The sequence below is a fragment of the Isoptericola sp. NPDC056578 genome, assembly GCF_042793275.1.
Lineage (GTDB): Bacteria > Actinomycetota > Actinomycetes > Actinomycetales > Cellulomonadaceae > Isoptericola.
Window position 1 is genome coordinate 1 of sequence record NZ_JBHTVC010000031.1, and the last position, 25048, is coordinate 25048.

21 protein-coding genes and 1 tRNA gene are annotated in these 25048 nt (G+C 73.9%); 17 read left to right on the forward strand and 5 right to left on the reverse strand.

Annotated elements, in window-relative coordinates:
- Positions 1-103 precede the first annotated feature (103 nt).
- Positions 104-751 carry a TetR/AcrR family transcriptional regulator gene (locus tag ACFQ80_RS13265; RefSeq protein WP_430552402.1) on the reverse strand — a complete coding sequence of 216 codons (648 nt, stop codon included), beginning with the start codon at positions 749-751 and terminating at the stop codon, positions 104-106.
- A gap of 101 nt (positions 752-852) precedes the next feature.
- Here ACFQ80_RS13265 and ACFQ80_RS13270 point away from each other — a divergent pair, with 101 nt between their 5' ends.
- From ACFQ80_RS13270 to topA, 9 genes are all read left to right on the forward strand, one after another.
- Positions 853-3411 carry a beta-glucosidase gene (locus ACFQ80_RS13270; protein WP_430563972.1) on the forward strand — a complete coding sequence of 853 codons (2559 nt, stop codon included), beginning with the start codon at positions 853-855 and terminating at the stop codon, positions 3409-3411.
- A 96-nt stretch (positions 3412-3507) separates the two neighbouring features.
- Positions 3508-5187, forward strand: coding sequence for an ABC transporter substrate-binding protein (locus ACFQ80_RS13275; RefSeq protein WP_430563973.1), 1680 nt, complete (start codon positions 3508-3510; stop codon positions 5185-5187).
- Complete coding sequence (locus ACFQ80_RS13280; RefSeq protein ID WP_430563974.1) at positions 5187-6293, forward strand: ABC transporter ATP-binding protein; 1107 nt, start codon at positions 5187-5189, stop codon at positions 6291-6293. The genes ACFQ80_RS13275 and ACFQ80_RS13280 overlap by 1 nt, the downstream gene beginning before the upstream one ends.
- Positions 6290-7270 (forward strand): ABC transporter permease, encoded by a 981-nt coding sequence (locus ACFQ80_RS13285; protein ID WP_430552406.1) that lies wholly within the window; start codon positions 6290-6292, stop codon positions 7268-7270. The genes ACFQ80_RS13280 and ACFQ80_RS13285 overlap by 4 nt, the downstream gene beginning before the upstream one ends.
- Position 7271: 1 nt before the next feature.
- Entirely contained in the window at positions 7272-8294 is a 1023-nt protein-coding gene (locus ACFQ80_RS13290) for an ABC transporter permease (protein WP_430563975.1), read from the forward strand.
- The gene (locus ACFQ80_RS13295; RefSeq protein ID WP_430563976.1) at positions 8291-9325 is read left to right on the forward strand and encodes an ABC transporter ATP-binding protein; all 1035 of its coding nucleotides are present in this window, start codon (positions 8291-8293) and stop codon (positions 9323-9325) included. The genes ACFQ80_RS13290 and ACFQ80_RS13295 overlap by 4 nt, the downstream gene beginning before the upstream one ends.
- 149 nt (positions 9326-9474) lie before the next feature.
- Positions 9475-11076 (forward strand): hypothetical protein, encoded by a 1602-nt coding sequence (locus ACFQ80_RS13300; protein ID WP_430563977.1) that lies wholly within the window; start codon positions 9475-9477, stop codon positions 11074-11076.
- A 64-nt stretch (positions 11077-11140) separates the two neighbouring features.
- A complete protein-coding gene (locus ACFQ80_RS13305) occupies positions 11141-12124 on the forward strand; it encodes a phosphatase PAP2 family protein (protein WP_430563978.1) in 984 nt (327 codons plus the stop codon).
- Between the two features lie 134 nt (positions 12125-12258).
- A complete protein-coding gene (gene topA, locus ACFQ80_RS13310) occupies positions 12259-15012 on the forward strand; it encodes a type I DNA topoisomerase (protein ID WP_430563979.1) in 2754 nt (917 codons plus the stop codon).
- Positions 15013-15041: 29 nt separating this feature from the next.
- On the opposite strand, the gene ACFQ80_RS13315 is transcribed toward topA, so the two are convergent.
- Positions 15042-15248, reverse strand: a complete 207-nt coding sequence (locus ACFQ80_RS13315) for a hypothetical protein (RefSeq protein WP_430552412.1) — start codon at positions 15246-15248, stop codon at positions 15042-15044.
- 73 nt (positions 15249-15321) lie between these two features.
- On the opposite strand from ACFQ80_RS13315, the gene ACFQ80_RS13320 reads away from it, so the two are divergent.
- Both ACFQ80_RS13320 and ACFQ80_RS13325 read left to right on the forward strand, forming a co-directional pair.
- Positions 15322-15780, forward strand: coding sequence for a MarR family winged helix-turn-helix transcriptional regulator (locus tag ACFQ80_RS13320; RefSeq protein WP_430563980.1), 459 nt, complete (start codon positions 15322-15324; stop codon positions 15778-15780).
- A gap of 46 nt (positions 15781-15826) precedes the next feature.
- Complete coding sequence (locus ACFQ80_RS13325; protein ID WP_430563981.1) at positions 15827-16888, forward strand: Gfo/Idh/MocA family protein; 1062 nt, start codon at positions 15827-15829, stop codon at positions 16886-16888.
- Between the two features lie 22 nt (positions 16889-16910).
- Here ACFQ80_RS13325 and ACFQ80_RS13330 read toward each other — a convergent pair whose 3' ends face one another.
- The gene (locus tag ACFQ80_RS13330; protein ID WP_430563982.1) at positions 16911-17327 is read right to left on the reverse strand and encodes a pyridoxamine 5'-phosphate oxidase family protein; all 417 of its coding nucleotides are present in this window, start codon (positions 17325-17327) and stop codon (positions 16911-16913) included.
- Between the two features lie 102 nt (positions 17328-17429).
- Between ACFQ80_RS13330 and tmk the strand changes: the two genes are divergently transcribed.
- From tmk to ACFQ80_RS13355, 5 genes are all read left to right on the forward strand, one after another.
- A complete protein-coding gene (gene tmk, locus ACFQ80_RS13335; protein ID WP_430563983.1) occupies positions 17430-18122 on the forward strand; it encodes a dTMP kinase in 693 nt (230 codons plus the stop codon).
- Positions 18119-19270 carry a DNA polymerase III subunit delta' gene (locus ACFQ80_RS13340; protein WP_430563984.1) on the forward strand — a complete coding sequence of 384 codons (1152 nt, stop codon included), beginning with the start codon at positions 18119-18121 and terminating at the stop codon, positions 19268-19270. Before tmk ends, ACFQ80_RS13340 begins: the two co-directional genes overlap by 4 nt.
- Positions 19271-19378: 108 nt before the next feature.
- Entirely contained in the window at positions 19379-21064 is a 1686-nt protein-coding gene (locus ACFQ80_RS13345; protein ID WP_430563985.1) for an enoyl-CoA hydratase-related protein, read from the forward strand.
- Entirely contained in the window at positions 21061-21666 is a 606-nt protein-coding gene (locus tag ACFQ80_RS13350; protein ID WP_430563986.1) for a hypothetical protein, read from the forward strand. Before ACFQ80_RS13345 ends, ACFQ80_RS13350 begins: the two co-directional genes overlap by 4 nt.
- Positions 21667-21707: 41 nt before the next feature.
- Complete coding sequence (locus tag ACFQ80_RS13355; protein ID WP_430563987.1) at positions 21708-23321, forward strand: alpha/beta hydrolase; 1614 nt, start codon at positions 21708-21710, stop codon at positions 23319-23321.
- 10 nt (positions 23322-23331) lie between these two features.
- On the opposite strand, the gene ACFQ80_RS13360 is transcribed toward ACFQ80_RS13355, so the two are convergent.
- Positions 23332-24234, reverse strand: a complete 903-nt coding sequence (locus ACFQ80_RS13360) for a PrsW family glutamic-type intramembrane protease (RefSeq protein ID WP_430552421.1) — start codon at positions 24232-24234, stop codon at positions 23332-23334.
- A gap of 138 nt (positions 24235-24372) precedes the next feature.
- On the opposite strand from ACFQ80_RS13360, the gene ACFQ80_RS13365 reads away from it, so the two are divergent.
- Positions 24373-24445: transfer RNA gene (locus ACFQ80_RS13365), tRNA-Thr, on the forward strand.
- A 54-nt stretch (positions 24446-24499) separates the two neighbouring features.
- Here the strand turns inward: ACFQ80_RS13365 and ACFQ80_RS13370 are convergent.
- On the reverse strand, positions 24500-25024 hold the full coding sequence (locus ACFQ80_RS13370; RefSeq protein WP_430563988.1) for a VOC family protein: 525 nt from the start codon (positions 25022-25024) through the stop codon (positions 24500-24502).
- Positions 25025-25048 lie beyond the last annotated feature (24 nt).

Genomic DNA, 25048 nt, shown 5'->3' on the forward strand with positions numbered 1-25048 from the left:
GCTCGAAGAACCGCGAGGTAGCTCGTCGGGCCACGGTGGAGCGCCACCGGGCCGACCTGTGAGCTACCTCGCGGTCTTCCGAGCTACCTCGCGGATCTCTGGACTACCTCGCGGGGACGACGCGCGGGGCGTCCGGCCCGGCGAGGACGGCGGCGAGGATCGCCTCGATCGCGAACGCGGTCTCCTCCGCGAGGTCGACGGCGTCCGGGTCCAGGAGCCACTGCACCTGGAGGCCGTCCATGACGCCGATGACGGCGCTGGCGGCGCTGCGGGCGCGTGCCTCCTCGAGCGCCACGCCGCGCTCCTGCGCCACCTGCCGCAGCGCCGTGGTGATCTCGCCGCGCAGCACCGTGAAGCGCTCGGTGACCCAGGCGGCCGCCGGGTGGCCGTCGGTGACGGACTCGCCCGTGAGCACCGAGTAGGCCTGCACGATGCCGCGCCGGTCGGCGTTGATCCGCGCGGTCGTCATGAGGTGGCGGAACAGGTCGAGTCCGCCGGGGATGTGCTGCCCCTCGAGGTGCTCGACGTCGACCCGGTCGCGGTACTCCAGCACGGCCCACAGCAGCTTGTCCTTGCTGCCGAAGTGGTGCAGCACGCCCGCGTGCGTGATGCCCACCTGCTCGGCGACGTCGACCAGCGACCCCGCGTGATAGCCCTTCGAGCCGAACACGCGCGTCGCCGCGCCGAGGATCTCCTCGCGCCGCTCGGCCTTCGAGGGGCGGGTCCGTCGCGGGGTGCTGCCGTCTGCCATGGCGTCACCATACTGTGACCTTCGTCTACTTACTTACCTGTCAGTAACTGTGCTTCACTGGGCGCCAGTCGACGCCGACCAGGACGAGGGAGTACCGCCGCGTGTCATCGCAGACCGCTGTCAACAGCACCGACGCCAGCACCGACGCCAGCACCGAGATCGAGATCGACGCGCTCGTCGACCTCCTCGGGGTCGACGAGAAGGCCGCCCTCGTGGTCGGCGCGTCCATGTGGGCGACCCGCGCCGTCGAGCGGATCGGGCTCGAGCCCGTCGTCATGTCGGACGGCCCGGTGGGGGTGCGCGACCCGCAGGGCCACGGCACCTCCGCGATGCTGCCCGCGCCGTCGGCGCTCGCCGCCACGTGGGACGTCGAGCTGGCCCGGCGCACGGGACGGCTCTTCGCGGCGGAGGCCCGCCGGCACGGGGTGGACGTGGTCCTGGCGCCGCAGGTCAACCTCCAGCGCACGCCCGTCGGCGGGCGGCACTTCGAGTGCTACTCGGAGGACCCGCACCTCACGGCCGAGGTCGCCGTCGCCCTCGTCACGGCGGCGCAGGAGCGCGGGGTCGGGATGTGCGTGAAGCACTACGTGGCCAACGACTCCGAGACGGACCGCACGCGCTACCTCGCCCGCGTCGACGAGCGGACGCTGCGGGAGGTGTACCTCGCGCCGTTCGACCGCCTCGTCGCCGCCGGTGCGTGGAGCGTCATGGGCGCGTACAGCGGGGTCGACGACGGCACCGTCGCCGCGCCCGCCCTCGAGCACCGCCCGCTGCTCACCGGCGTCCTCAAGGAGGAGTGGGGCTTCGACGGCCTCGTCGTGAGCGACTGGGTCGCCACGCAGTCCGTCGCGCCCGCCGTGCGCGGCGGCCTCGACCTGCAGATGCCCGGGCCCGACGGGCCGTGGGGCGACGGCCTGCTCGCCGCCGTCCGGTCCGGGGAGGTGGCCGTCGCCGACCTCGACGACAAGGTGCGCCGCCTGCTGCGGCTCGCGCACCGCGTCGGGCGGCTCGCGCTGCCGGGCGGACCTGTCGTCGACGGCGGGCCCGTCCCGGCCGAGGACCCGGTGCCGCTGCTGCGCGAGCTCGTCGGACGCTCCGTCGTCGTGCTCAAGAACGACGGCCTGGTCCCGGTCGCGGACGGGCCCGACGGCGCGCCCCTGCGCGTGGCGCTGCTCGGGGCGCACGCCGTGGAGCCGTTCTTCCAGGGCGGTGGCTCGTCGTTCGTCGTGCCGGACCGCCTCACGTACCCCGCCGAGGCGCTGCGCGCCGCGCTCCCGGCGGGCTCGGTCGTCGATCTCGTCGCCGGCTCGCGCGTGCTGCGCAACCCGCCGGCGCTCGACCCGGCCCGCTGCACCGACCCCGTCACCGGCGCGCCGGGCGTGCGCCTGGAGTGGCTCGCCGCCGACGGCACCGTCCGCCGCGTCGAGACCCGCGGTGCCTGGGACGGCTGGTGCGCCGACGTCGGCCCCGACGACGCGACCCTGCGCCTCAGCGCACGGGTCCGCACCGACGAGCCGGGCACCCACGAGCTCGGGGTGGGCACGGTGGGGGCGCACCAGGTCACGGTGGACGGCAGGACGGCCTCCGCCGGCGACGTCGTCGTGGACGAGGACGTCATCCTCGCCTCGGGCCACAACCACCCGATCGCCTCGACCCTCGCCGTCGAGGGCGGCGCCGACGGCACCCTGCTGGAGGCGGAGCTGCAGGTGGTGCACCCCGTCGGCTACGACCGGTTCGTGCGCGGCGCGCTGGTGCACCGGCTGCCCGGGCCGACGGCCGAGGACGAGCTCGAGGCGGCGGCCGCCGCGGCCAGGGAGGCCGACGTCGCCGTCGTCGTCGTGGGCACCACGCACGAGGTCGAGTCCGAGGGCTACGACCGCGCCGACCTGGCGCTGCCCGGCACGCAGGACGAGCTGGTGCGGCGCGTGCTCGCCGCCAACCCGCGCACCGTGGTGGTCGTCAACGCCGGTGCGCCGGTGCTGCTGCCCTGGTACGACGAGGCGCCGGCCGTGCTGTGGGGCTGGCTGCCCGGCCAGGAGGCCGGGACCGGCCTCGCGGACGTGCTCACCGGAGTCACCGAGCCGTCCGGCCGCCTGCCGTGGACCCTGCCCGCCCGGGCCGCGGACGTGCCCGTGCCGCACGCGATCCCCGCCGGCGGCGTCGTCGACTACGCCGAGCGGCTCGACGTCGGCTACCGCGCCTGGGAGCGCCGCCTCGACGCCGGGCCGGGGGCGGGAGGCCACGAGCCCGCCGCCCCGTTCGGGCACGGGCTCGGCTGGACGACGTGGGAGTACGAGGCCGCCGACGCCGTACCTGCCAGCGCAGGGGAGGACGTCGTCGTGCGCGTCGCCGTGCGCAACACCGGCACGCGCCCGGGGCGCGAGGTCGTGCAGGTCTACGTGACCCCGCCCGCCGGCACGGTCGCCACCGATCCCGAGCGCCCCGTGCGCTGGCTCGGCGGCTTCGCCGTCGTCGACGCCGCGCCGGGAGAGCGCGCCACCGCCGAGGTGCGCGTCCCCCGGCGCGCCCTCCAGACGTGGGACGCCGCCGCCGGCGGCTGGACCACCCCGCCCGGCACCTACCGGCTCACCGCGAGCCGCTCGGTGCGCGACCCCCGGCTCGACGTCGACCTCGTCGTCGCGCCCGACATCCAGCCCTGACCATCCAGCCCTGACCATCCAGCCCTGACCATCCAGCACCGATCACCTACCCATCGCCCCGCCATCGGCGGCGGGGCTCGTGCAAGGAGGCACACCGTGAGAATCCGCAAGCTCAGCACGGCGGTCGCGAGCGCCGCGGTCGTGGCCCTGCTGGCCGCGGCCTGTGGCGGCGGCGCCGGCGGGAACAGCCCGTCCGCCTCTTCCGGCGGCGTCGGCACGGAGACCCTGACCGTCGGCATGCCCAACGGCGTGCAGACCCAGAACCAGTCGCCGTTCGCGACCGGCTCGTCCGCGCTCTCCCTCGGCTACGCGTTCGTCATCTACGAGCCGCTCATGATGCGCAACCAGGCCAAGCCGTCCGAGGACCCGGAGCCCTGGCTCGCCGAGAAGATCGAGTGGAACGAGGACTACACGCAGGCCGTCATCACGCCGCGGTCGGGCGTGACCTGGTCGGACGGTGAGGACTTCACCGCGGACGACGTCGCGTTCTCGATCCAGCTCCGGATCGACCACGAGGGCCTCAACGCGGCCGCGCTGCCGTACGACAAGGTCGAGACCGACGGCACCACCGTGACCGTGTCGTTCACGGCCCCGCAGTACGTCAACCAGTCCAAGCTGTACGACCTGCTCATGGTGCCGGAGCACCTGTGGAAGGACGTCGACGACCCGACGACGTTCACGAACGAGGAGCCCGTCGGCACCGGCCCCTACACGCTCGAGTCGTGGACGCCGCAGGCGGCCACCGTGAAGGCGCGCGACGACTACTGGGGCGGGCAGCCCAAGGTCCCGGAGATCCGGTACTCGTCGTACAACGACAACAACGCCCTGACGACGGCCCTCACCACGGGCGAGGCGCAGTGGGGCTGGACGTTCATCGCCGACTACGAGAACGTCTACATCGCGCAGGACCCGGAGCACTACCACCAGTACGCCGCCGCCGGCCTCGGCATCGACGCGCTGTTCCTCAACAACGAGAAGAAGCCGTTCGACGACGTCGCCTTCCGGCAGGCGCTCAACATGGTCGTCGACCGGCAGGAGCTGGTGGACGTCGCCACCTCCGGCGTCAACCCGCCGCTGACGAACGCGACCGGCCTGCCGCTGCCCGCGGGAGAGCCGTTCCTCTCCGACGCCTACGCGGACACCGACCTCGCCGTCGACGTCGAGGGGGCCAAGGCGCTGCTCACCGACGCCGGCTACACCTGGGAGGGCGAGAAGCTCGTCGACCCGGACGGCGAGAAGGTGACCTTCGAGCTCACCAACCCGGCGGGCTGGAACGACTACCTCACCGCGCTCGACCTCATCAAGAACGCGGCCGCGACGCTGGGCGCCGACGCCACGGTCAACCCCGTCAACCAGGACGGCTGGTTCGCCGACGTCATCCCGCCGGGCGACTTCCAGGCCACGCTGCACTGGACCGACGGCGGCGCGACGCCGTGGGACATGTACGCCGACCAGTTCGACGGCGCGCAGTACAAGAAGCTCGGCGAGCCGGCCACGTGGAACTTCGGCCGGTTCCAGGACGACGCCGCGACGAAGGCGTTCGCCGACTACGCGGCGGCGACCGACGACGCCACGCGCCAGGCCGCGATGGACACGATCCAGCAGGTCTACGTGGAGCAGGTGCCCGCCATCCCGATCTGGTCGCGCCCCGCCACCGCGCAGTACTCGTCGCTGAACTACGTCGGCTGGCCGTCCGAGGACGACCCGTACAACCAGCCGCAGCCCACGGGGGTCCAGGCCGCCCAGATCGTCATGCACCTGGAGCCCGCGTCCTGATGTCCCTCCACACCACCACCCCCGGGGCGCCTGCCGGCGCCCCGGGGGGCACCCCCAGCACCGACCCCGGCGCGCCCGTGCTCGAGGCCGTCGGGCTCACGAAGCACTACCTGGTCAAGGGCGGCGGCCGAGGCTCCGGGCGCGGCGCCGTCGTGCACGCCGTCGACGGCGTGGACCTCGCGCTGCACGCCGGCCGCGTCGTGGCCCTCGTCGGCGAGTCCGGCTCCGGGAAGTCCACCGTGGCGCGTCTGCTCTCCCAGCTCCAGCCCGCCACCGCGGGCCGGCTGCTGCTCGGCGGCACCGACGCGCGGGCGCGCGGACGCCGCGCGTTCCGCCGCTACGTGAACCGCGTCCAGATGATCTTCCAGGACCCGTTCTCCTCGCTGAACCCGGTGCACCCCGTGCGGTACACGCTCACGCGGGCGCTGCGCATCCACCGCGGCCGCCTGCGCGGGGACGAGCTGGAACGGGCCCTCGCCGAGCTGCTCGAGCGCGTGCACCTCACGCCCGCCGAGCGGTACGTCGACAAGTTCCCGCACGAGCTGTCCGGCGGGCAGCGCCAGCGCATCGCCATCGCGCGGGCGCTCGCGGCCGACCCGGAGGTGCTGCTGGCCGACGAGCCCATCTCGATGCTCGACGTGTCCATCCGGCTCGGCATCCTCAACCTGCTCGCCGACCTGCGCGACCGGCTGCACCTGGCGATCCTCTACATCACGCACGACATCGCCTCGGCGCGGTACTTCGCGGACACCACCCTGGTCATGTATGCGGGGCGGGTCGTGGAGTCGGGGGACAGCGAGTCGGTCACCCAGGACCCGAAGCACCCGTACACGCGGCTGCTCCTGGCGTCGGCCCCCGACCCGGAGAACCTCGCCGAGCGGCCGGCGGGCGCCCCTCGCGGGGAGCCGCCCAGCCTGGTGCGGCCGCCCTCGGGCTGCCGCTTCCACCCGCGCTGCCCGTTCGCCACCGACCTGTGCGCGGCCGAGGCGCCGCCCCTGCTCGACGTCGGCAGTGGGCCGGCGGGCGAGCCCCGGCAGGCCGCCTGCTGGGGGTACGCCGACCGCGCCGACGCCCCGGTGCTGACGCCGACGGGAGGGGACGCATGAGGTTCGTGCTGCGCCGCGCGCTGTTCTACCTGTTCACCGCCTGGGCCGCCATCACCATCAACTTCTTCGTGCCGCGCCTGCTGCCGGGCGACCCGGTCACCGCCCTCATGGGGCGCATGCAGGGCCGGATCGACTCGAACGCCGAGCAGTCGCTGCGCGTGCTGTTCGGGCTCGACCAGGACATGTCGCTGTGGGACCAGTACGTGCACTACTGGCAGATGCTGCTGCACGGCGACCTCGGGCTGAGCTTCACCCACTTCCCGACACCCGTGTCCGACATCGTCACGCAGGCGCTGCCCTGGACGGTCGGCCTGGTCGGCATCGCCACGATCATCGCGTTCCTGCTCGGCACGGCCGTCGGCACCGGCATCGGCTGGCGACGCGGCACCTGGGCGGACTCGCTGCTGCCGATCACGACCTTCTTCTCGGCGGTGCCGTACTTCTGGCTGGGCCTCATCGCCATCGCGGTGTTCGCCGTCAACCTCGGCTGGTTCCCGTCCAACGGCAGCTACGACCGCGGCATGGTGCCGTCGCTGAGCTGGGAGTTCGTCGGCTCGGTGATCTACTACGGCACCCTGCCCGCGCTGACGATCGTCGTGTCGTCGATCTCGGGCTGGATCCTCGGGATGCGCAACATGATGGTCACCGTCTCCAGCGAGGACTACGTCACCGTGGCGCACGCCAAGGGCCTGCCCGCGCGGGCGGTCGTCGTGGGGTACGCGGCGCGCAACGCGATCCTGCCGCAGGTCTCCAGCTTCGCCCTGGCACTCGGCTTCGTCGTCGGCGGCACTCTCGTCATGGAGATGGTCTTCAGCTACCAGGGCATCGGCTACACGCTCTACCAGGCGGTCTCCACCCACGACTACCCGCTGATGCAGGGCTGCTTCCTCGTCATCACGCTGTCCGTGCTGGTCGCCAACCTCGTGGCGGACTTGGCCTACGCGGCGCTCGACCCCCGCACCCGGCAGGAGGGCTGACATGGCCACATCGACCACCGCGATCGAGGTCGCGGCACCCACGGGGCCGGACGACGTCGGGCAGGGCGTCGCGCGCCCGGGCCGGCGCCCCCGGCTGCTGTTCCTGCGCAACTCCAAGGCGCTCGTCGGCATCGCGATCCTCGTGTTCTTCGGGATCCTCGCCGTCGTCGGGCCGTGGATCGCGCCCTACGACCCGAACCAGGTGAGCACCGCCCTGCTGCAGCCGCCGTCCGGCGCGCACTGGCTCGGCACCGACCACACCGGGCGGGACATCCTGTCGCAGATCATCGTCGGGACCCGGGGCGTGCTGGTCGTGGGCCTGGTCGCCGGGCTCGGGGCCACCGTGCTCGGCGTGCTCGTCGGCGTCACGGCCGGGTTTGTCGGCGGGCTGGGCGACGAGGGGCTCTCGGCGCTGTCGAACGTGTTCCTCGTCATCCCGCAGCTGCCGCTCATCATCATCATCGCGGCGCAGCTGCCCAGCGCCGGCGGCATCACCGTGGCGCTCGTCATCGGCGTCACGGGGTGGGCGTGGGGCGCGCGCGTGCTGCGCGCCCAGACGCTGTCCCTGCGGAAGCGGGACTTCGTCGAGGCGGCGCGGGCCACGGGCGAGCGCACGTGGCGCATCGTGCTGGCGGAGGTGCTGCCCAACCTCACGGCGATCATCGCCGCGGGCTTCGTCGGCACCGTGACGTTCGCCGTCCTCAGCCAGGTGACGCTCGCGTTCATCGGCATCACCCCGGTGAGCGAGTGGAACTGGGGCACCATCCTGTTCTGGGCCCAGAACAACCTGGCGCTGCAGCGCGGCGCGTGGTGGTGGTTCGTGCCCGCCGGCCTGTGCATCGCGCTGCTGGGCATGGCGCTCACCCTGATCAACTTCGGCATCGACGAGCTGGTCAACCCGCGCCTGCGCAGCACCGGCATGCACGCCCGCACCCTGCGCCGCCGTGGCATCCGCCCGCGCGTCGGCTTCACCCCGGTGGTGAGGCCGGCGCGCCCCACCGAGCCCACCCAGGAGGAACGATGAGCGAGCCCGTGCTGGAGATCCGCGACCTGCACGTGGACTACGGCTTCGGCGACGACCCGACGCACGTGCTGCGGGGCGTGGACCTGACCCTGCACCGCGGCGAGGTGCTCGGCCTGGCGGGGGAGTCCGGCTGCGGCAAGTCGACGCTCGCGTACGCCGCGACCCGGCTGCTGCCGCCGCCCGGCCTCATCACCGGCGGGGAGGTGTGGCTCACCGACCGCGAGGGCCGGCGCAGCGACGTCCTCGGCCTGACCGACGCGCAGCTGCGCGCCGCCCGCTGGCGCGACGTCGCCATCGTGTTCCAGGGCGCGATGAGCTCCCTCAACCCGGTCTTCCGGATCGGTCGGCAGCTCACCGACGGCATCCGGGCGCACCGGCCCGGGCTGTCACCCCGGGACCTCGAGGCGCGGGCGGCGGAGCTGCTCGAGATGGTCGGCATCTCCGCGGACCGCCTCCGCGCGTACCCGCACCAGCTCTCGGGCGGCATGCGGCAGCGCGTGATGATCGCGATGGCGCTCGCCCTGGAGCCGCAGGTGTTGCTCATGGACGAGCCGACGACGGCGCTCGACGTCGTCATGCAGCGCCAGATCCTCGAGCAGATCATGGAGCTGCGCGACCGGCTGGGGTTCTCCGTCGTCCTGATCACCCACGACGTGTCCCTGCTGGTGGAGGTCGCGGACCGCATCGCCATCATGTACGCGGGCGAGATCGTGGAGGAGGCCACCGCGCAGGAGGTCTACCGCAGGCCGCGGCACCCGTACTCCGCCGGCCTGCTCGGCTCGTTCCCCCCGCTGCGCGGGCCGCGGCGCGAGCTGTCCGGCATCCCCGGCGCCCCGCCCGACCTCCAGCGGCTCGGCGCGGGCTGCCCGTTCGCGCCGCGCTGCCCGCACGCGATGGACGTCTGTCGCGACGTGCGCCCCGTGCTGGGGCCGCCGCGCACGGGCGAGGAGCGGCGCGTCGCGTGCCACCTGCACGACGCCGGGCTCGTCGCCGCGGGCTCGGGCGGCCTGCCGCCGGAGCTCGCCCGCTGACCGGTCGTCGACACCCCCGGGAGGTATGAAGTTTCGTGGTCGGGCAAGGGGCGCCCTCGGAGGTCTGGATCGGCGTCTGACCTGCCGCTATGTTGCACGCGGGCTCGACTGGAGGCGGTGTGCGCGTGGGCGCAGGAGTACGGCGGTGGATGGCGTCGATCGGTGCGGCGGTCGCGCTCGCCCTGGTCGCGACGGGGCTCGTCGTCCCGCCCGCGACGGCGGACGACGCCGGCGGCGACGCCACCGTCGTCGTCCCGACGGAGGAGCGCTGGTGGGTGGGGCAGGACGTCACCCTCGAGGTGACCGTCACCCAGGACGGCGCGCCGGGCATCGGCCAGGTCACCTGGATGGCCGACGGCTACAGCTCGTCCCAGTGGCGGGCCTCCCTGACGGACGGTCGGGCCACGATCGTGGTCCCGACCGTCGACGACGCCGCCGGCCTGCACCGCGTCGTGGTGCGCCACGTCGACACGTCCGCGGCCGTCGACCCGGCCACCGGTCAGTACCCCGTCCGGTCGTGGGGCGCGGCCGATATCGAGCTCGCCGACCCCACGGTCCCGCTGCTGAACGCGACGTCGTGGCACTACGGCGACGCGCACGAGCTCCGCTTCGACCTCACCGGCACGGACGAGCCGAGGGAGGGCGAGGTGACCGTCGACCTCGGCGGCGGGGTGGAGCGGTCGGCGCCGCTGGTGGACGGTGTCGCCGCGTTCGCCCTCGACGGCACGGAGGTGGCCCGCTGGCGGACCCTCCGGTTCGTGCACAGGACCCTCGCGGGGGAACCCGTGTCGAGCTGGGGGGCCCGGGTGCAGGCCACGAGCAAGCCGGTCACGGTGAAGGCCACGGTGCCGTCCTCGGTCCGCTACGGCTCGGACGTCGTCGTGCCGGTGCGCGTCACGTCCACGCTCGGGACGCCCGTGGGGCGCGTGTCCGTCACGCGCAGCGGCGACGGGAAGTCGCTGGCCTCCGCCGCCGTGGTGGGCGGGAAGGCGACGCTGCGGTTCCCGGCGAGCAGGCTCGCGTTCGGCTACTCGTACCTGGCAATCGAGTTCGACGGCGCCCCGGAGTACGAGGAGCACGTCGACCGGTGGCACACGCTCGTCGTCCGCCCCCGGGCGACGTCCGTCGCCGTGTCGACCGGGAGGACGTGGACCTACGGCAAGGGGCGCCGGATCGCCGTGACCGTCTCCTCGCCCGGAGCCACGCCGACGGGCCGGGTCGAGCTGTGGTCGTACGGCAAGAAGCTGCGCACCGGCACGCTCGCGAAGGGGAAGGCGTCGCTGTACGTCCCCGCCACCGGCGTGAAGGCGCAGGGCGGTGAACCGCAGTACATGGTGGTCAAGTACGTCGGGCCGTCCACCTTCGAGCGGTCGCAGCGGGCCTGGAGCCAGAAGGTCGCCGAGGCGCGGCCGAAGGTCACGTTCCGCATGGACCGCACGTCGTTCCCCGCCGACTGGTCGGACCGTCGCTCGGTCCGCGCGACCGTCACGGTCACGACGGCGGGGCTCCCCGAGCGCGGCCGCCTGTGCCTCTGGACGCGCGACCCGCAGTCGTCCCAGTCCCGGTGGGCCGGCTGCTGGACCAACTGGTCGTGGAAGGTCGACGACGGGCGGCGGACCCTCCGTGTGCCCGGGGTGCTGCTGTCGGGCTCGCCCGGGAAGTCCTACATCAAGGTCCAGTACACCCCCAAGGACCAGAGCGTCCGCCAGGTCTTCTCCAACACCGTCACGCTGAGGCACACCCGCCCGTAGCGCGCGGAGAGGTCCCCACGCCGCGCATACGTTTCCGACACACCGGAATGGGTAGCGTGGCCCCGTGCTCACCGAGACGCGCCCCCCGACGCCGCCGACCCCCTCGCAGGGGACGGCGGGCGTCGGCGCGCCGATCCTGCCGGTCGGCGCGTGGCGTGGACGTCGGACCGTCCCGCAGGCGCGGGCGGCGCCGCGCGTCGCCGCCGGGGTCGTGGCCGTCCTCGCCGTGCTCGGGGTGTGGCTCACCTGGCGGTTCTTCGTCGCGACGACCGCGGGCCAGCGCGTCGACGAGCTCGCGTTCGGCGGCGCGACCTACGGCCAGGGGCGCCTGTGGCAGGTCGCCGAGCCCGTGCTCGACGTCGTCTCCGTGGCGTTCGTCGTCGCGGGGGTCGGGGTGGCGATGCTCGTCGCCCTGGTGCGGCGCCGCTGGGTGCTGGCGCTGCAGGTCGCGGTGCTCGTGGCCGGCGCGAACGTCACGACCCAGGTGCTCAAGCACGGCGTCCTCGACCGGCCCGAGCTGCTGCCCGGGTGGACCGGCCCCAACACGCTGCCCAGCGGGCACACCACCGTGGCCGCGTCCGTGTCGGTCGCGCTGCTGCTCGTCACGCCGCGGGCCTGGCGGCCGGTGGTCGCGATCCTCGGTGCCGCCTACACGGCGGCCACCGGCGTCTCGACGCTCGTGGGGCAGTGGCACCGGCCGTCGGACGTCGTCGCCGCGGTGCTCGTCGTCCTGGCGTGGGGGGCCGCGGTCTGCGCGCTCACGCCCGCGTCGTCGACGGACGAGCCGCACCGACGGGGCGGGTCCTCGTCGGCACCGGGGTCGTACGTCGTGGCAGGCCTGCTGCTCGCCGCGTCGGCGGTCGGCGTCGTCGTCTCCGGCGGCACCCTCGTGGGGCTCGTCACGAACGGCGACCCGGTGCCCCTGTCGCCGGACCTCACCGCGTACGCGGCGGGCGTCCTGGGGGTGCTCGCGGTGACCGCGGCGGCGTTCGCGGCGCTCCTCGTGCTCCGGCAGCTCACCGCGCAGCCCCGCCGCACGTCTCGGTAGAGTGCCGCCCGGCGGCCGTGTCGGGGAAGTGACGAGCAGATGTCGTACCGTGACATGACCGGTCGGCCGGCCACCATCACCACCGCAGCAGCACGCCGCCCGCACCGCCGCAGCACCAGGGAAAGCAGGAACGGATGCCCCAGCCACGCAAGCTCGTGATCGTCGAGTCGCCCACCAAGGCCCGCAAGATCCAGGGCTACCTCGGTGACGACTTCGAGGTCGAGGCGAGCGTCGGGCACATCCGCGACCTGCCGCAGCCGCGCGACCTGCCGACGGACATGAAGAAGGGCCCGTACGGCAAGTTCGCCGTCGACGTCGACAACGGCTTCGACCCCTACTACGAGGTGCACGCGGACAAGAAGCAGAAGGTCCGCGAGCTGAAGAAGGCCCTCAAGGAGGCCGACGAGCTCTACCTCGCCACCGACGAGGACCGCGAGGGCGAGGCCATCGCCTGGCACCTCATCCAGGAGCTCAAGCCGAAGGTCCCGGTCAAGCGGATGGTGTTCCACGAGATCACCCGCGAGGCGATCCTGCGGGCGCTGGAGAACACCCGCGAGCTCGACGAGGACCTCGTCGACGCGCAGGAGACCCGCCGCATCCTCGACCGCCTCTACGGCTACGAGGTCTCGCCCGTGCTGTGGCGCAAGGTGCGCCAGGGCCTCTCCGCGGGCCGTGTGCAGTCCGTCGCGACGCGGCTCGTCGTGGAGCGCGAGCGGGAGCGCATGGCGTTCGTCCCCGCCGACTACTGGGACGTCACCGGGCAGTTCGCGCCGACCGAGGGCGACGACTCCGGGCAGGCGTTCCGCGCCCGCCTCACCGGGCTCGGGGCCGACCGCGTGGCGTCCGGCCGCGACTTCGACGACCGCGGCCGCCTCAAGGTGCGCACCGGCGTGGTCCAGCTCGACGAGGCGTCGGCGCGCGCCGTCGTCGCGGGCCTCGCGGACGCCGCCTTCGCCGTCCGGTCGCTCGAGACCAAGCCCTACTCCCGCAAGCCGGCCGCGCCGTTCACCACCTCGACGATGCAGCAGGAGGCCGGTCGCAAGCTCCGCATGAGCGCGCGCCAGGCGATGCGCACCGCGCAGGCGCTGTACGAGAACGGCTACATCACCTACATGCGGACCGACTCGCCGTCGCTGTCCGCGGAGGCCACCGACGCCGCGCGTCGGCAGGCGGCCGAGCTGTACGGCCCCGAGTACGTGCCGGGCGCCCCGCGCCTGTACGCGTCCAAGAGCAAGGGCGCGCAGGAGGCGCACGAGGCGATCCGCCCCGCGGGCGACTCGTTCCGCACCCCCGCCCAGGTGGCCCGCGAGATCTCCGGCGACCAGTTCAAGCTGTACGAGCTGATCTGGAAGCGCACCGTGGCCTCGCAGATGGCCGACGCCAAGGGGTCGACGGCGTCCGTGCGGCTCGCAGCCTCGCTGACTGGCGCCGCGGGCGAGCTCGTGGGCCGCGACGCCGTGTTCTCGGCGTCCGGCACCGTCATCACCTTCCGTGGCTTCCTGGCCGCGTACGAGGAGGGCACGGACGTCGCCGAGGGGGACGGCGCCGGCGCGTCGGGCAAGGACGCGCGGCTGCCGCGCATGGCCGAGGGCGACCCGCTGCGCGGCGACGACCTCGCCGCCGAGGGGCACTCGACCACGCCGCCCGCCCGCTACACGGAGGCGTCGCTGGTCAAGGCGCTGGAGGAGCTCGGCATCGGGCGCCCGTCCACGTACGCGGCGACCATCTCGACGGTCCAGGACCGCGGCTACGTGCGCACCAAGGGCCAGGCGCTGGTGCCCACCTGGCTCGCGTTCGCCGTCGTGAAGCTGCTCGAGGAGCACTTCCGCTGGCTGGTCGACTACGACTTCACGGCCGAGATGGAGGCCGACCTCGACCAGATCGCGTCGGGCAGCCGGGACCGCGTGGCCTGGCTGACGCGGTTCTACTTCGGCGACGGCTCGGGCGACAGCACCGGCTGGGGCCTGCACGAGCTGGTGGAGAACCTCGGCGAGATCGACCCCGTGGCGATCAACTCGGTCGAGATCGGCGAGGGCATCCGGGTGCGCGTCGGCCGGTACGGCCCGTACGTCGAGGACCTGGGCGCCGAGGTCGAGGAGGGGCAGAGCCCGCCGCGCGCGTCCATCCCCGACGACGTCGCGCCCGACGAGCTCACCGTGGCGAAGGCGCGCGAGCTGCTGGCCGCCGGCGCCGAGGACGGCAAGGTGCTCGGCACGGACCCGGTGTCGGGCAACGAGATCATCGCGAAGAACGGCCGCTACGGCCCGTACGTCACCGAGGTGCTCGACCTGCCGGAGATCGACCCGAGCCTCTCGGCGGCGGCGCAGAAGAAGGCGAAGGCCGCGCAGCCGAAGCCGCGCACCGGGTCGCTGCTCAAGTCGATGACGCTCGAGACGGTGACGATCGACGACGCGCTGAAGATCCTGTCGCTGCCGCGCGTCGTGGGCACCGACCCCGAGTCGGGCGACGAGATCACCGCCCAGAACGGCCGCTACGGCCCGTACCTCAAGAAGGGCACGGACTCGCGGACCATCGCGTCGGAGGAGCAGCTCTTCACCATCACGCTGGACGAGGCGCTGAAGATCTACGCCGAGCCGAAGCGCGGGCGGGGCGCCCGCGCGGCCACCCCGCCGCTGCGGGAGCTGGGCGACGACCCGACCAGCGGCAAGCCGATCGTGGTCAAGGACGGCCGCTTCGGCGCGTACGTCACCGACGGCGAGACCAACCGGACGCTGCCGCGCGACCTGACGCCCGAGAGCATCACGCCCGAGCGGGCCGTCGAGCTGCTGGCGGAGAAGCGGGCGGCCGGTCCGGCCAAGAAGCGCACGACGACGCGCAAGCCCGCCGCGAAGAAGCCTGCGACGAAGAAGCCGGCCGCCAAGAAGTAGCGCGACGGCGCTCGCACGACCTGAGGCGGTCAGTCCTCGCGCTCGACGAGGTACACGTGCCCGTCGGGGCGGGTGACGCGCTGCAGCGAGCGGCGCAGCGCGGCGTCGCGGGCGAGGTCCTCCGCGCTGGGCGGGATCGGCGGCGTACGGCGGATCGACGCGGGCCCGAAGAACCTCAGGAGGCTCTCGGTGACCTTCATGCCCCAGGTCCGGTCGTCGTCCTCGCGGCGTGCCATGACACTCCCTCAGCAAAGCTTGGTGGGCCAACCATTGGTGCGCCAACTATATGCCGACTCGTAGGGTGGGCGCATGGACCTGCCCGCCGACCCGCTGCGCCTCGAGGCGCAGGTGTGCTTCTCGCTCTCGGCGGCCGCCCGGGCGATGGTGTCGATCTACCGCCCGATCCTCGAGCCGCTCGGGCTCACCCACCCGCAGTACCTCGTGATGCTCGGGCTGTGGCAGGACGACCGCGCCGGCGCGACGACGACGGTCACCGGGCTGAGCGCGCGGCTCCTGCTCGACCCGGGCACGCTCTCGCCGCTGCTCAAGCGGCTGGAGCGCCAGGGGCTGCTGGAGCGCCGCCGCGGCGCCGGTGACGCGCGCGTCGTCGAGCTGCACCTCACCGCGGCGGGTCGCGCGCTGCGGGACCAGGCGGAGGAGGTGCCCGCGAAGGTGGTCGCGGCGAGCGGGCTGAGCCTGGTGGAGCTGGAGCAGGTGCGGGACGTCGCCAACCGGGTGGTGGCGGCGTCGGGCGGCGTCCCGGCCTGAGACCCGACCCTCCGCGGGTCGCCGTCCGGCGGGTACCGTGTCGGCCATGACCGACGTCACACCCGCCTCGTTCGCGCCCGGCCTCACCACCGACGACCTCGCCGGGACGGTGCCCGACCCGCGGACCGCTCCGGCCGTGCGCTGGGGCGTGCTCGGCGCCGGCAACATCGCCGGGTCCTTCTCCGACGGCGTCCGGCAGCACACGGCGGCGTCGGTCGTCGCGGTGGGCTCGCGCGACGTGGCCAAGGCCGAGGCGTTCGCGGCGGCCCACGCGCCGGGCGCGCGGGCGCACGGCGACTACGACGCGCTGGTGACCGACCCCGACGTCGACGTCGTGTACGTCGCGACGCCGCACTCGCACCACCACGAGCACGCGCTGCTGGCGATCCGGGCGGGCAAGCACGTGCTCGTCGAGAAGGCCTTCACCCAGGACACCGCGCAGGCGCGCGAGGTGCTCGACGCCGCGCGCGCGGCCGGCGTCTTCGTCATGGAGGCGATGTGGACGCGGTTCCTGCCGCACGTCGCGGCGCTGCGCGGCGTGATCGCGCGCGGCGAGATCGGCCGCGTCGTGGGCGTGATCGCGGACCACGGCCAGCAGTTCCCCTTCGACCCCGCCCACCGGCTCTACGCGCCGGGCCTGGCCGGCGGCGCGCTGCTGGACCTCGGCGTCTACCCGGTGTCCTTCGCGCACGACCTGCTCGGCGCGCCCCAGACCGTCACCGCGGTCGGCGCGCTCACCGAGACGGGCGTCGACGGCCAGATCGGCATGGTGCTGGGCTACCCCGGCGGCACGCAGGCCACCCTGTCCACCACGCTGTGGGCGCGCACCGCGAACACGGCCGTGATCTCGGGCACCGAGGGACGGATCGAGGTGGCGCGCACGTTCTACGCGCCGACGTCGTTCACGGTCGAGCGGCACGACGGCGCCACCTGGGCGTACGACGGCTTCCGCGGCGAGGGCAAGCAGTACCAGGCCGCCGAGGTGGCGCGCCGCGTCGCGGCGGGGGACGTCGAGAGCCCGCGCATGTCGTGGGACGGCACGCTCGAGGTCATGCGCACCATGGACGACGTCCGCCGCCAGGTGAGCGTCGTCTACCCGGGGGAGTGACCCGGGCCCTCGGCGGGGACGGTCAGCGCAGGTCGCCCGGCACGAGCCGGCGGCCGGAGACCTCGCTCGGCGCGATGCGGATCCACACCGTCTTGCCGTCCTCGAGGTAGCTGACGAGCCCGGTCGTGCGCGCCTCGGCCAGGTCGTCCTCGTGCTCGAGGATCTGGGCGCGGCCCTTGACCACGACGCTCCACGCCCCGTCGTCGCCGATCTCGTCGGCCTCGAACGCGACCCGAGGGCTGATCGTCACCTCGGCGAGCTTGGTGCCGGGCTTGGTGCGCAGGAAGATGCGCTGGTCGGCGACCGCGAAGCTCACGGGGAAGATCTCCGGCTCGCCGGCCACCGACGTGACCAACCGGCCGATCTTCTGCCCGGCGAGCAGCGACCAGGACTCTTCCTCGGTGAGCACGGTCTGGGACGGCTGCGGCTGGGTGGACATCGAACCTCCTGCGTGTCGAGGGATCACTGCCATCGTGCCCCCGCACGGTGCCCGGCGCTACGGCGGGCGGCGGTGTCGTCGGTCACGGCTAGGGTGTCCGGCGTGAGCAGCGCACCCGGGTACTTCGTCTCGTTCGAGGGCGGCGACGGCGCCGGCAAGTCCACGCACGTGCGCCTGCTGGGCGAGTGGCTGCACGAGGTCACGGGCCGCGAGGTCGTCGTGACGCGGGAGCCCGGCGGCACGGACCTGGGCGCCACGCTGCGCCGGGAGGTGCTGCACGGCGAGGACCTCGACCCCCGCACGGAGGCCCTGCTGTACGCGGCGGACCGCGCCCACCACGTCGCCACGGTGGTGCGGCCGGCGCTCGCGCGCGGGGCCGTGGTCGTCACCGACCGCTACCTCGACTCCTCCGTGGCGTACCAGGCCGGCGGCCGGGAGCTGTCGGAGGAGGAGATCGAGGCGCTCTCCCTGTGGGCCACGGCCGACCTGCTGCCCGACGTCACGGTGCTGCTGGACCTCGACCCGCTGGTCGGGGCCGCCCGGCTGTCGGGCGAGCCGGACCGGCTGGAGCGGGCGGGCGACGAGTTCCACCGCCGCACGCGGGAGACGTTCCTGCGCCGGGCCGCCGCCGACCCCGAGCGCTGGGTCGTCGTGGACGCCTCGGCGAGCCTGGACGACGTACAGGCACAGGTGCGCGTGGACGTCGCCGCCCGGCTCGACCTCACGCCCGTGGTCGAGGAGGCCGCGACCGTGCAGGACACCGAGGGGGACAAGGCCGGGGAGGGTCGCGCGTGAGCGTGTGGGACGACGTCGTCGGCCAGCCGGACGCCGTCGCCACGCTGCGCCGCGCCGCCACCGATCCGGCCGCGATGACGCACGCGTGGCTGCTCACCGGCCCGCCCGGCTCGGGCCGGTCGGTCGCGGCGCGGGCGTTCGCCGCGGCGCTGCAGTGCACCGGCACCGACGGCGAGACCGGTGGCTGCGGGCGGTGCCGCGCGTGCACGACGACGCTGGCCGGCACGCACCCGGACCTCACGGTCGTCGCCACGGACAAGGTCGTCATCACCATCGACGAGGTGCGCGACCTCATCATGACCGCGGCACGCACGCCGTCCTCCGGCCGCTACCGCGTGATCGTCGTCGAGGACGCGGACCGCATGGCCGAGCGCACCACCAACGTGCTGCTCAAGGCCATCGAGGAGCCGCCGCCGCACACCGTCTGGGTGCTGTGCGCCCCGAGCGCGCAGGACGTGCTGCCCACCATCCGGTCCCGATGCCGTGGCGTCGTGCTGCGCGTGCCGCCCGCGCAGGACGTCGCGGACCTGCTGGTGCGCCGCGACGGCATCGACCCGGCGGTCGCGCTCACCGCGGCGCGCGCCGCCCAGTCGCACGTCGGGCTCGCCCGCCGGCTCGCCCGGGACGCCGACGCGCGCGAGCGTCGCGACGCCGTCCTCGAGATCGCGCGGCGCATCCGCGGCGTCGGGGACGCCGTGCTCGCCGCGGGGGAGCTGGTGGACGTCGCGAAGGCCGAGGCCGTGGCGGCCACCATGGAGCGCGACGCCGTCGAGAAGGCGGAGCTGATGCGCGCCCTCGGCGTGCAGGACGGCGACACCCTGCCGCCCCGGCTGCGCTCGCAGCTCAAGCAGCTCGAGGACGACCAGAAGCGGCGCGCCACGCGCCGCCAGCGCGACGTGCTCGACCGGTCGATGGTCGACCTCCTGTCCCTGTACCGGGACGTGCTCGTGGTGCAGCTGGGCGCCGCGGTCGACCTCGTGAACGCCGAGCACGACGGCACCGTGCGCGCGCTCGCCGCGGACTCGACGCCCGAGCAGACCATCCGCCGGATGGACGCGATCGGCGTCGCCCGCGAGCGGCTCGAGGGCAACGTGGCGCCGCTCCTGGCGCTCGAGGCGATGGCCGTCGCGCTCCGCCCCCAGGGGTGACCACCCCGCGCGGGTCTCGCGGGCGACAGTTGCCTCATCACCCCTTCATGCGGTGAGGTGTTCCGCGGCGGGGGCCATGGTGGCCCCATGACCAGACTGGGGGTTGGCATGAGGATCCTGCTGCTCGTCTCGGCGTTCAACGGGCTCACACAACGCGTGTGGGGGCACCTGGCGGACCGGGGCCACGACGTGGGCGTCGAGCTGGCGCCGGCGTTCGGCTCGCCGGAGGAGCTGACGGCGCGGGTGGAGGCGATCGGCCCGGACCTGATCCTCGCGCCGTTCCTCAAGCACCGGGTGCCCGAGGACGTCTGGCGGCGCTGGACCACCGTCGTCGTGCACCCCGGACCGGTGGGCGACCGCGGTCCGTCCTCCCTCGACCACGCGATCCTCGACGGCCGCGACCGGTGGGGCGTGACCGCGCTGTCCACGGTGGAGGAGATGGACGCCGGCCCGGTGTGGGCGACGTCGACGTTCGCGCTCCCCACGGTCCCCGTCGCCAAGAGCGCCCTGTACAACGGGCTCGTGGCCGACGCCGCGCTGGCGTGCGTCGACGAGGTGCTGCGCAAGGTCGCGGCGGGGGAGGACCCGACGCCCGCCGACCGGCTCGAGCGCGAGGTGCCGGGAACCGGCGAGCTGCCGCTGCTGCGCCGGGCGGCGTTCGAGCTCGACCTGTCCCGCCCCGCCGCCGAGCTGGCGCGCACGATCGCGGCGGCCGACGGTGCGCCCGGCGCCCCCGCGACGCTCCAGGGCGCGCGCTACTGCCTGTTCGACGCCGTCGCGGTCCCCGAGCCGGTGGACCCGCTGGCCGCCCCCGGCATGGTGGTGGGGCGCGACGAGGACGCCGTGGCGATCGCCACCGGCGACGGCACCCTGTGGGTCGGGTACGCCGCGACCCTGGCCGAGAAGCGCGGCACCAAGCTGCCCGCGTCGTGGGTGCTCGACGTCGCCGGCGTGCCGTTCCGCCCGGCGCCGGCCGCTCTCGCCGAGTCCGTGTACGAGCGCGACGGCGACGTCGGCTACCTCACGATCCGGTCGTACAGCGGCGCCATGCACACCCAGCAGTGCCGCCGTCTCACGACCGCGGTCGAGAAGGCCCTGACGGAGGACACGCGGGTGCTCGTGGTGCGCGGCACCGAGCACGCGTTCTCGAACGGCATCCACCTGGGCGCGATCGAGGCGGCCGCCGACCCGGCCGCCGAGGCGTGGGCCAACATCCAGGCCATCGACGACCTGTGCGAGGCGATCGCCGCGGCCGACCAGCTCACCGTGGCCGCGTTCACCGCGAACGCGGGCGCGGGCGGCGTGATGGCGGGCCTGTGTGCCGACGTCGTCGTCGCGCGCGACGGCGTCGTGCTCAACCCGTACTACGACATGGGCATCTTCGGCTCCGAGCTGCACACGTGGACCGTCGCGTCCCGCCTCGGCGAGGTCGACGCCGACCGCCTGCTCAGCGCGAAGCTGCCGGTGTCCGTCGCGGAGGCGGCGCGGACCGGCCTGGTGGACGCCGTGGGCCCGCGCGACCCGGAGCGGTTCGCCGGGTGGCTGGCGGACCGGGCCGCCGCGCTGACGACGCCCGAGGGCCGGGCCGAGGCCGCGGCCACGGCCCAGGTGCGCGCGCCCCGCCGTCCGCTGTCGTACTACCGCACGATCGAGCTCGCGGAGATGGCGCGCGACCTCTTCGACGACCGGCGCGGCTTCGCGGCCAAGCGACGCGACTTCCTGCGCAAGGCGGCCCCGCAGGAGACGCCCGAGCGGTTGCGGTTCGCGGACGTCCGCGAGACGGTCGCCCGGTGACGGATCGCACCCTCCGCGCCCTCCGCGGTCCCCTGCTGGCCGGCGCCGTGGCCGCCCTCGCCGTGCTCGTGACGGCCTGCGCGTCCGGTGGTTCACCGGGCAGCGGGTCGACGTCGGGCTCGCCCGCGCCGTCGTCGCCGGCAGCGCCGTCGTCGAGCCCTTCACCGAGCTCGCCGGCCGGCCCCTCATCCAGCCCGGCACCGTCCGACGGCGCGGCCGCACCGGAGCCCGGGGAGCACGTGCGCGGCCTGCCCGACGGCGCCGAGGGGACGTTCGACAGCCCCGCCGGGGCCGCCTGGTCGCCCACCCCCGGTGTGCTGCTGGTGGTGACGTACGGGTCGAGCTCGTGCCCGCGGGTGGCGGAGGCCGAGGCCGCCTGGGACGACGCGCACGAGGTGGTCGTCGTCGGCATGGTGGAGCCGGACCCGGGTCCGTGCACGATGGACTACGCGCCGACGACGAGCGCCGTCGCCGTCCCGTCCGACGCCGACGCGGGGACGCCGGTGACCGTGCGCCTCGGGGACCTGGGCGAGGTCGAGGTGTCGCCGCGCGCGAAGGACGCCACGGCAGGCCCCGTGGCCTGGGTCCCGGCCGCGGGCTGAGCACGTCGGACCGGGGTCCGCGGCGACGGTAGGTTGGGCGGGTGATTTCCGACGAGCGCCGCCCGACCGCCCGCCGCACGACCTCCCTCCGCGCGAGTCTTCGTCGCTCGAGCCTCCGACGCTCGGGCCTGCGCGGCGCCGCCGCCGTCGTCGCCGCGGCCGTGCTGCTCGCCGGGTGCACGTCGCCCGCCAAGGAGCAGTCGCCGGTGGGCCCGGCCTCCGGGCCCGCCGCGTCGCAGGCCCCCGAGGGCTTCGAGCAGTACTACGGGCAGTCGCTCGAGTGGGAGGACTGCGAGGACGGCCTGCAGTGCGCGACGGCGTCGGCGCCGCTGTCCTGGCAGGACGCGGACGCGGGCAGCATCGAGCTGTCCCTGGTGCGCAACCCTGCGGACGGCAAGGACCCGGAGGGCTCGCTGCTGGTGAACCCCGGCGGGCCGGGTGCGTCGGGCGTCGACTTCGTGCGCGGCGACGCGCAGGGCGGTGGCGCGACGTTCGGCAAGCGGCTGCAGGACGCGTTCGACATCGTCGGGTTCGACCCGCGCGGCGTGCAGCGCTCCACCCCGCTCACGTGCTTCGACGACGCCCGCAAGGACGAGTCGCTGGCCAAGGACTTCGACCGCAGCACCGACGCCGGCCTCCAGGCGATGCAGGAGGAGTACGAGGCGTGGAACGCGGCATGCGCCGAGAACTCGGGCGAGGTCCTCGGCCACGTGGACACGCAGAGCGCGGCGCGCGACATGGACATGCTGCGCGCGGTGCTCGGCGACGACGCCCTGAACTACCTCGGCTTCTCCTACGGCACCCAGCTCGGCGCGACCTACGCGGGGCTGTTCCCGGACCGCGCCGGCCGTCTCGTGCTGGACGGCGCGATCGACACCACGCTGAGCTCGGAGGAGATCTCCCACGGGCAGGCGGTCGGCTTCGAGAACGCGCTGCGGGCCTACGTGCAGGACTGCCAGGCGGGCGCGGACTGCCCGCTCACCGGCTCGGTCGACGACGGCATGCGGCAGATCGGGCAGGTGCTGGACCACGCCTTCGAGCGGCCGTACCCCACGTCCAGCTCGGGGCGCACGGTCACGCAGAGCCTCGCCTTCTACGGCATCGCCGTCACCCTCTACAACCAGGGCAGCTGGCCCGCCCTCACCCAGGGCCTGGACGAGGCCATCAACGAGGGCACCGGCGACGTGCTGCTCTACCTGTCCGACCAGTACTTCGACCGGAACGCGGACGGCAGCTACTCGTCCAACTCGGAGGAGGCCCTGCGCGGCGTGAACTGCCTGGACGACCGGGCCACGACCGACGTCGACCAGATGCGGGCCGACGCCGCAGCCATCGAGAAGGACGCGCCGACGATGGGCTCGTTCTTCGGCTACGGCGGGCTGACCTGTGCGGGGGCGGAGTACCCCCAGGTGGAGCAGGAGTTCGACCTGGAGGCGAAGGGCGCGCCGCCCATCGTCGTCGTCGGCACGACCAACGACCCGGCCACGCCGTACGTGTGGGCCGAGGGGCTGGCGAGCACCCTCGACTCCGGCGTGCTGCTCACCTACCAGGGCGAGGGCCACACCGCCTACCAGCCGTCGCGGGGCTGCGTGGCCGACGCCGTCGAGTCCTACCTCGTGGACGGGGACGTGCCGGCGGACGGCACCACCTGCTGACGGCTCGGGCTCAGACCGACACCTCGGCCGGGCGCTTCGCGCGCGCCCAGTGCCGCAGGGCGAGCACGCCCAGCACGGAGATGACGACGAGTCCGAGGACGTAGAACACGGTCGACCACGTCGAGGCGTTGTCGGACGCGACCGGCAGCAGCTGGCCGTAGGCGAGCTCGTAGTGCACGCCGCCCGTGACCTTGAGCGCGAGGTAGGCGGAGATGAAGCCCATCGAGTCCCACAGGGCGTGCAGCGCGACCACCGCGAGGTAGGCGAGCACGACGCCGCCCGTGAAGCGGTACCTCCCGGCCGCCGACGCCGCGCCGAAGATCGCCGCGCCGAGGATCGCCGTCCACAGCACGTGCCCGACCGGCGTGAGCAGGCCGCGCACCGCCTCCGTCTGCAGCAGGGCGTTGAGGTCGATCTGGCCCAGGCGGGTGAGGCTCGCGTTGAACGCGTAGCCCGCGGACTCGAAGGCCGCGAACCCGGCGCCGACCGTCGCGCCGAGGAGAGCGCCCTTGAGCCCCGTCTTCTCGGCGACCCGCGCGCCCACCACGAGGAACACGGCGATCTTCACGGCCTCCTCGATCGCGCCCACGCCCACGTAGATCCACAGCGACGGCGACAGGTGCGACTCCAGGATCGACGCGCCCAGCACGCCGAAGATGCCGCCGAAGAAGAACGCCCCCAGCAGCAGCATGATGTCGATCGAGCCGTGCGCCTTCTCCACGACGAACAGCACCACGCTGAACGGCACGAGGAAGCTGCCCAGCAGGATCACCGTCGGGATGAGGTTCGAGTTCTGGGTGCTGAACGTCACCACGGCGGTGACGGCCCACAGCAGGATGCCGAGGACGAGCGTCTTCCACCACCACCCTCGGCCCGTGGTGATGACCGTGCTCTGCGTCGTCGTGGGCTGCATGGGCACGAGTATGCGGAGGTCAGCACGGCCTGTCGCGCGGAAGCGGCGCGGCCCGGAGCCTGCGGTTTTGGAGACGGCCCCGCGCGTCGGGTACTGTAGGCGCGCCCGTTGATCCGGTCCCGCACCGGTGCACGGCACGCCGCCTTAGCTCAGTCGGTAGAGCGATTCACTCGTAATGAATAGGTCATCAGTTCGATTCTGATAGGCGGCTCAGCACGGAAGGCCCGGAACCTCGCGGTTCCGGGCCTTCGTCGTCCCGCGGTGCTCAGCGCACGGGCGCGCTGCTGCGGCCGTGCGTCCGACCGCTCAGCTCGGCGTCGAGGGTCTCCTGCGCGACGCGCATCTGGTCGGCGAACTCGGGCTGCTGCAGGCGCTGCCACACGAGCTCCTCGGGCACGTCCTCGACGTGGCTCACGACCCACCAGACGTTGCCGAACGGGTCCTTGACGCGTCCGCCGCGCTGACCGAAGGCGCTGTCGGAGAGGTCCGTCACGACCTGCGCGCCCGCCGCGACGGCCTTCGCGAAGGTTGCGTCGGCGTCGGGCACGAAGACGCGCAGCAGGCTGGGCATGGCGGGCCACTCGGGGCGACGGTCGAACCCGAGCAGGACGGTGTCGCCCACGCGGGTCTCGCCGTGGCCGATCGAGCCGTCCTCGGTGGCGACGCGGGCGATCTCCTCGCCGTCGAACACCTCCGTGACGAAGTCGAGGAAGGCGCCGGTGTCGTCCGTGACGACCCACGGGGCCACGGTCGTGTAGCCGTCCGGGGCGGTGCTCTGACGTGCGGTCATGGTGCTCTCCCGTCGTGGTGCGTG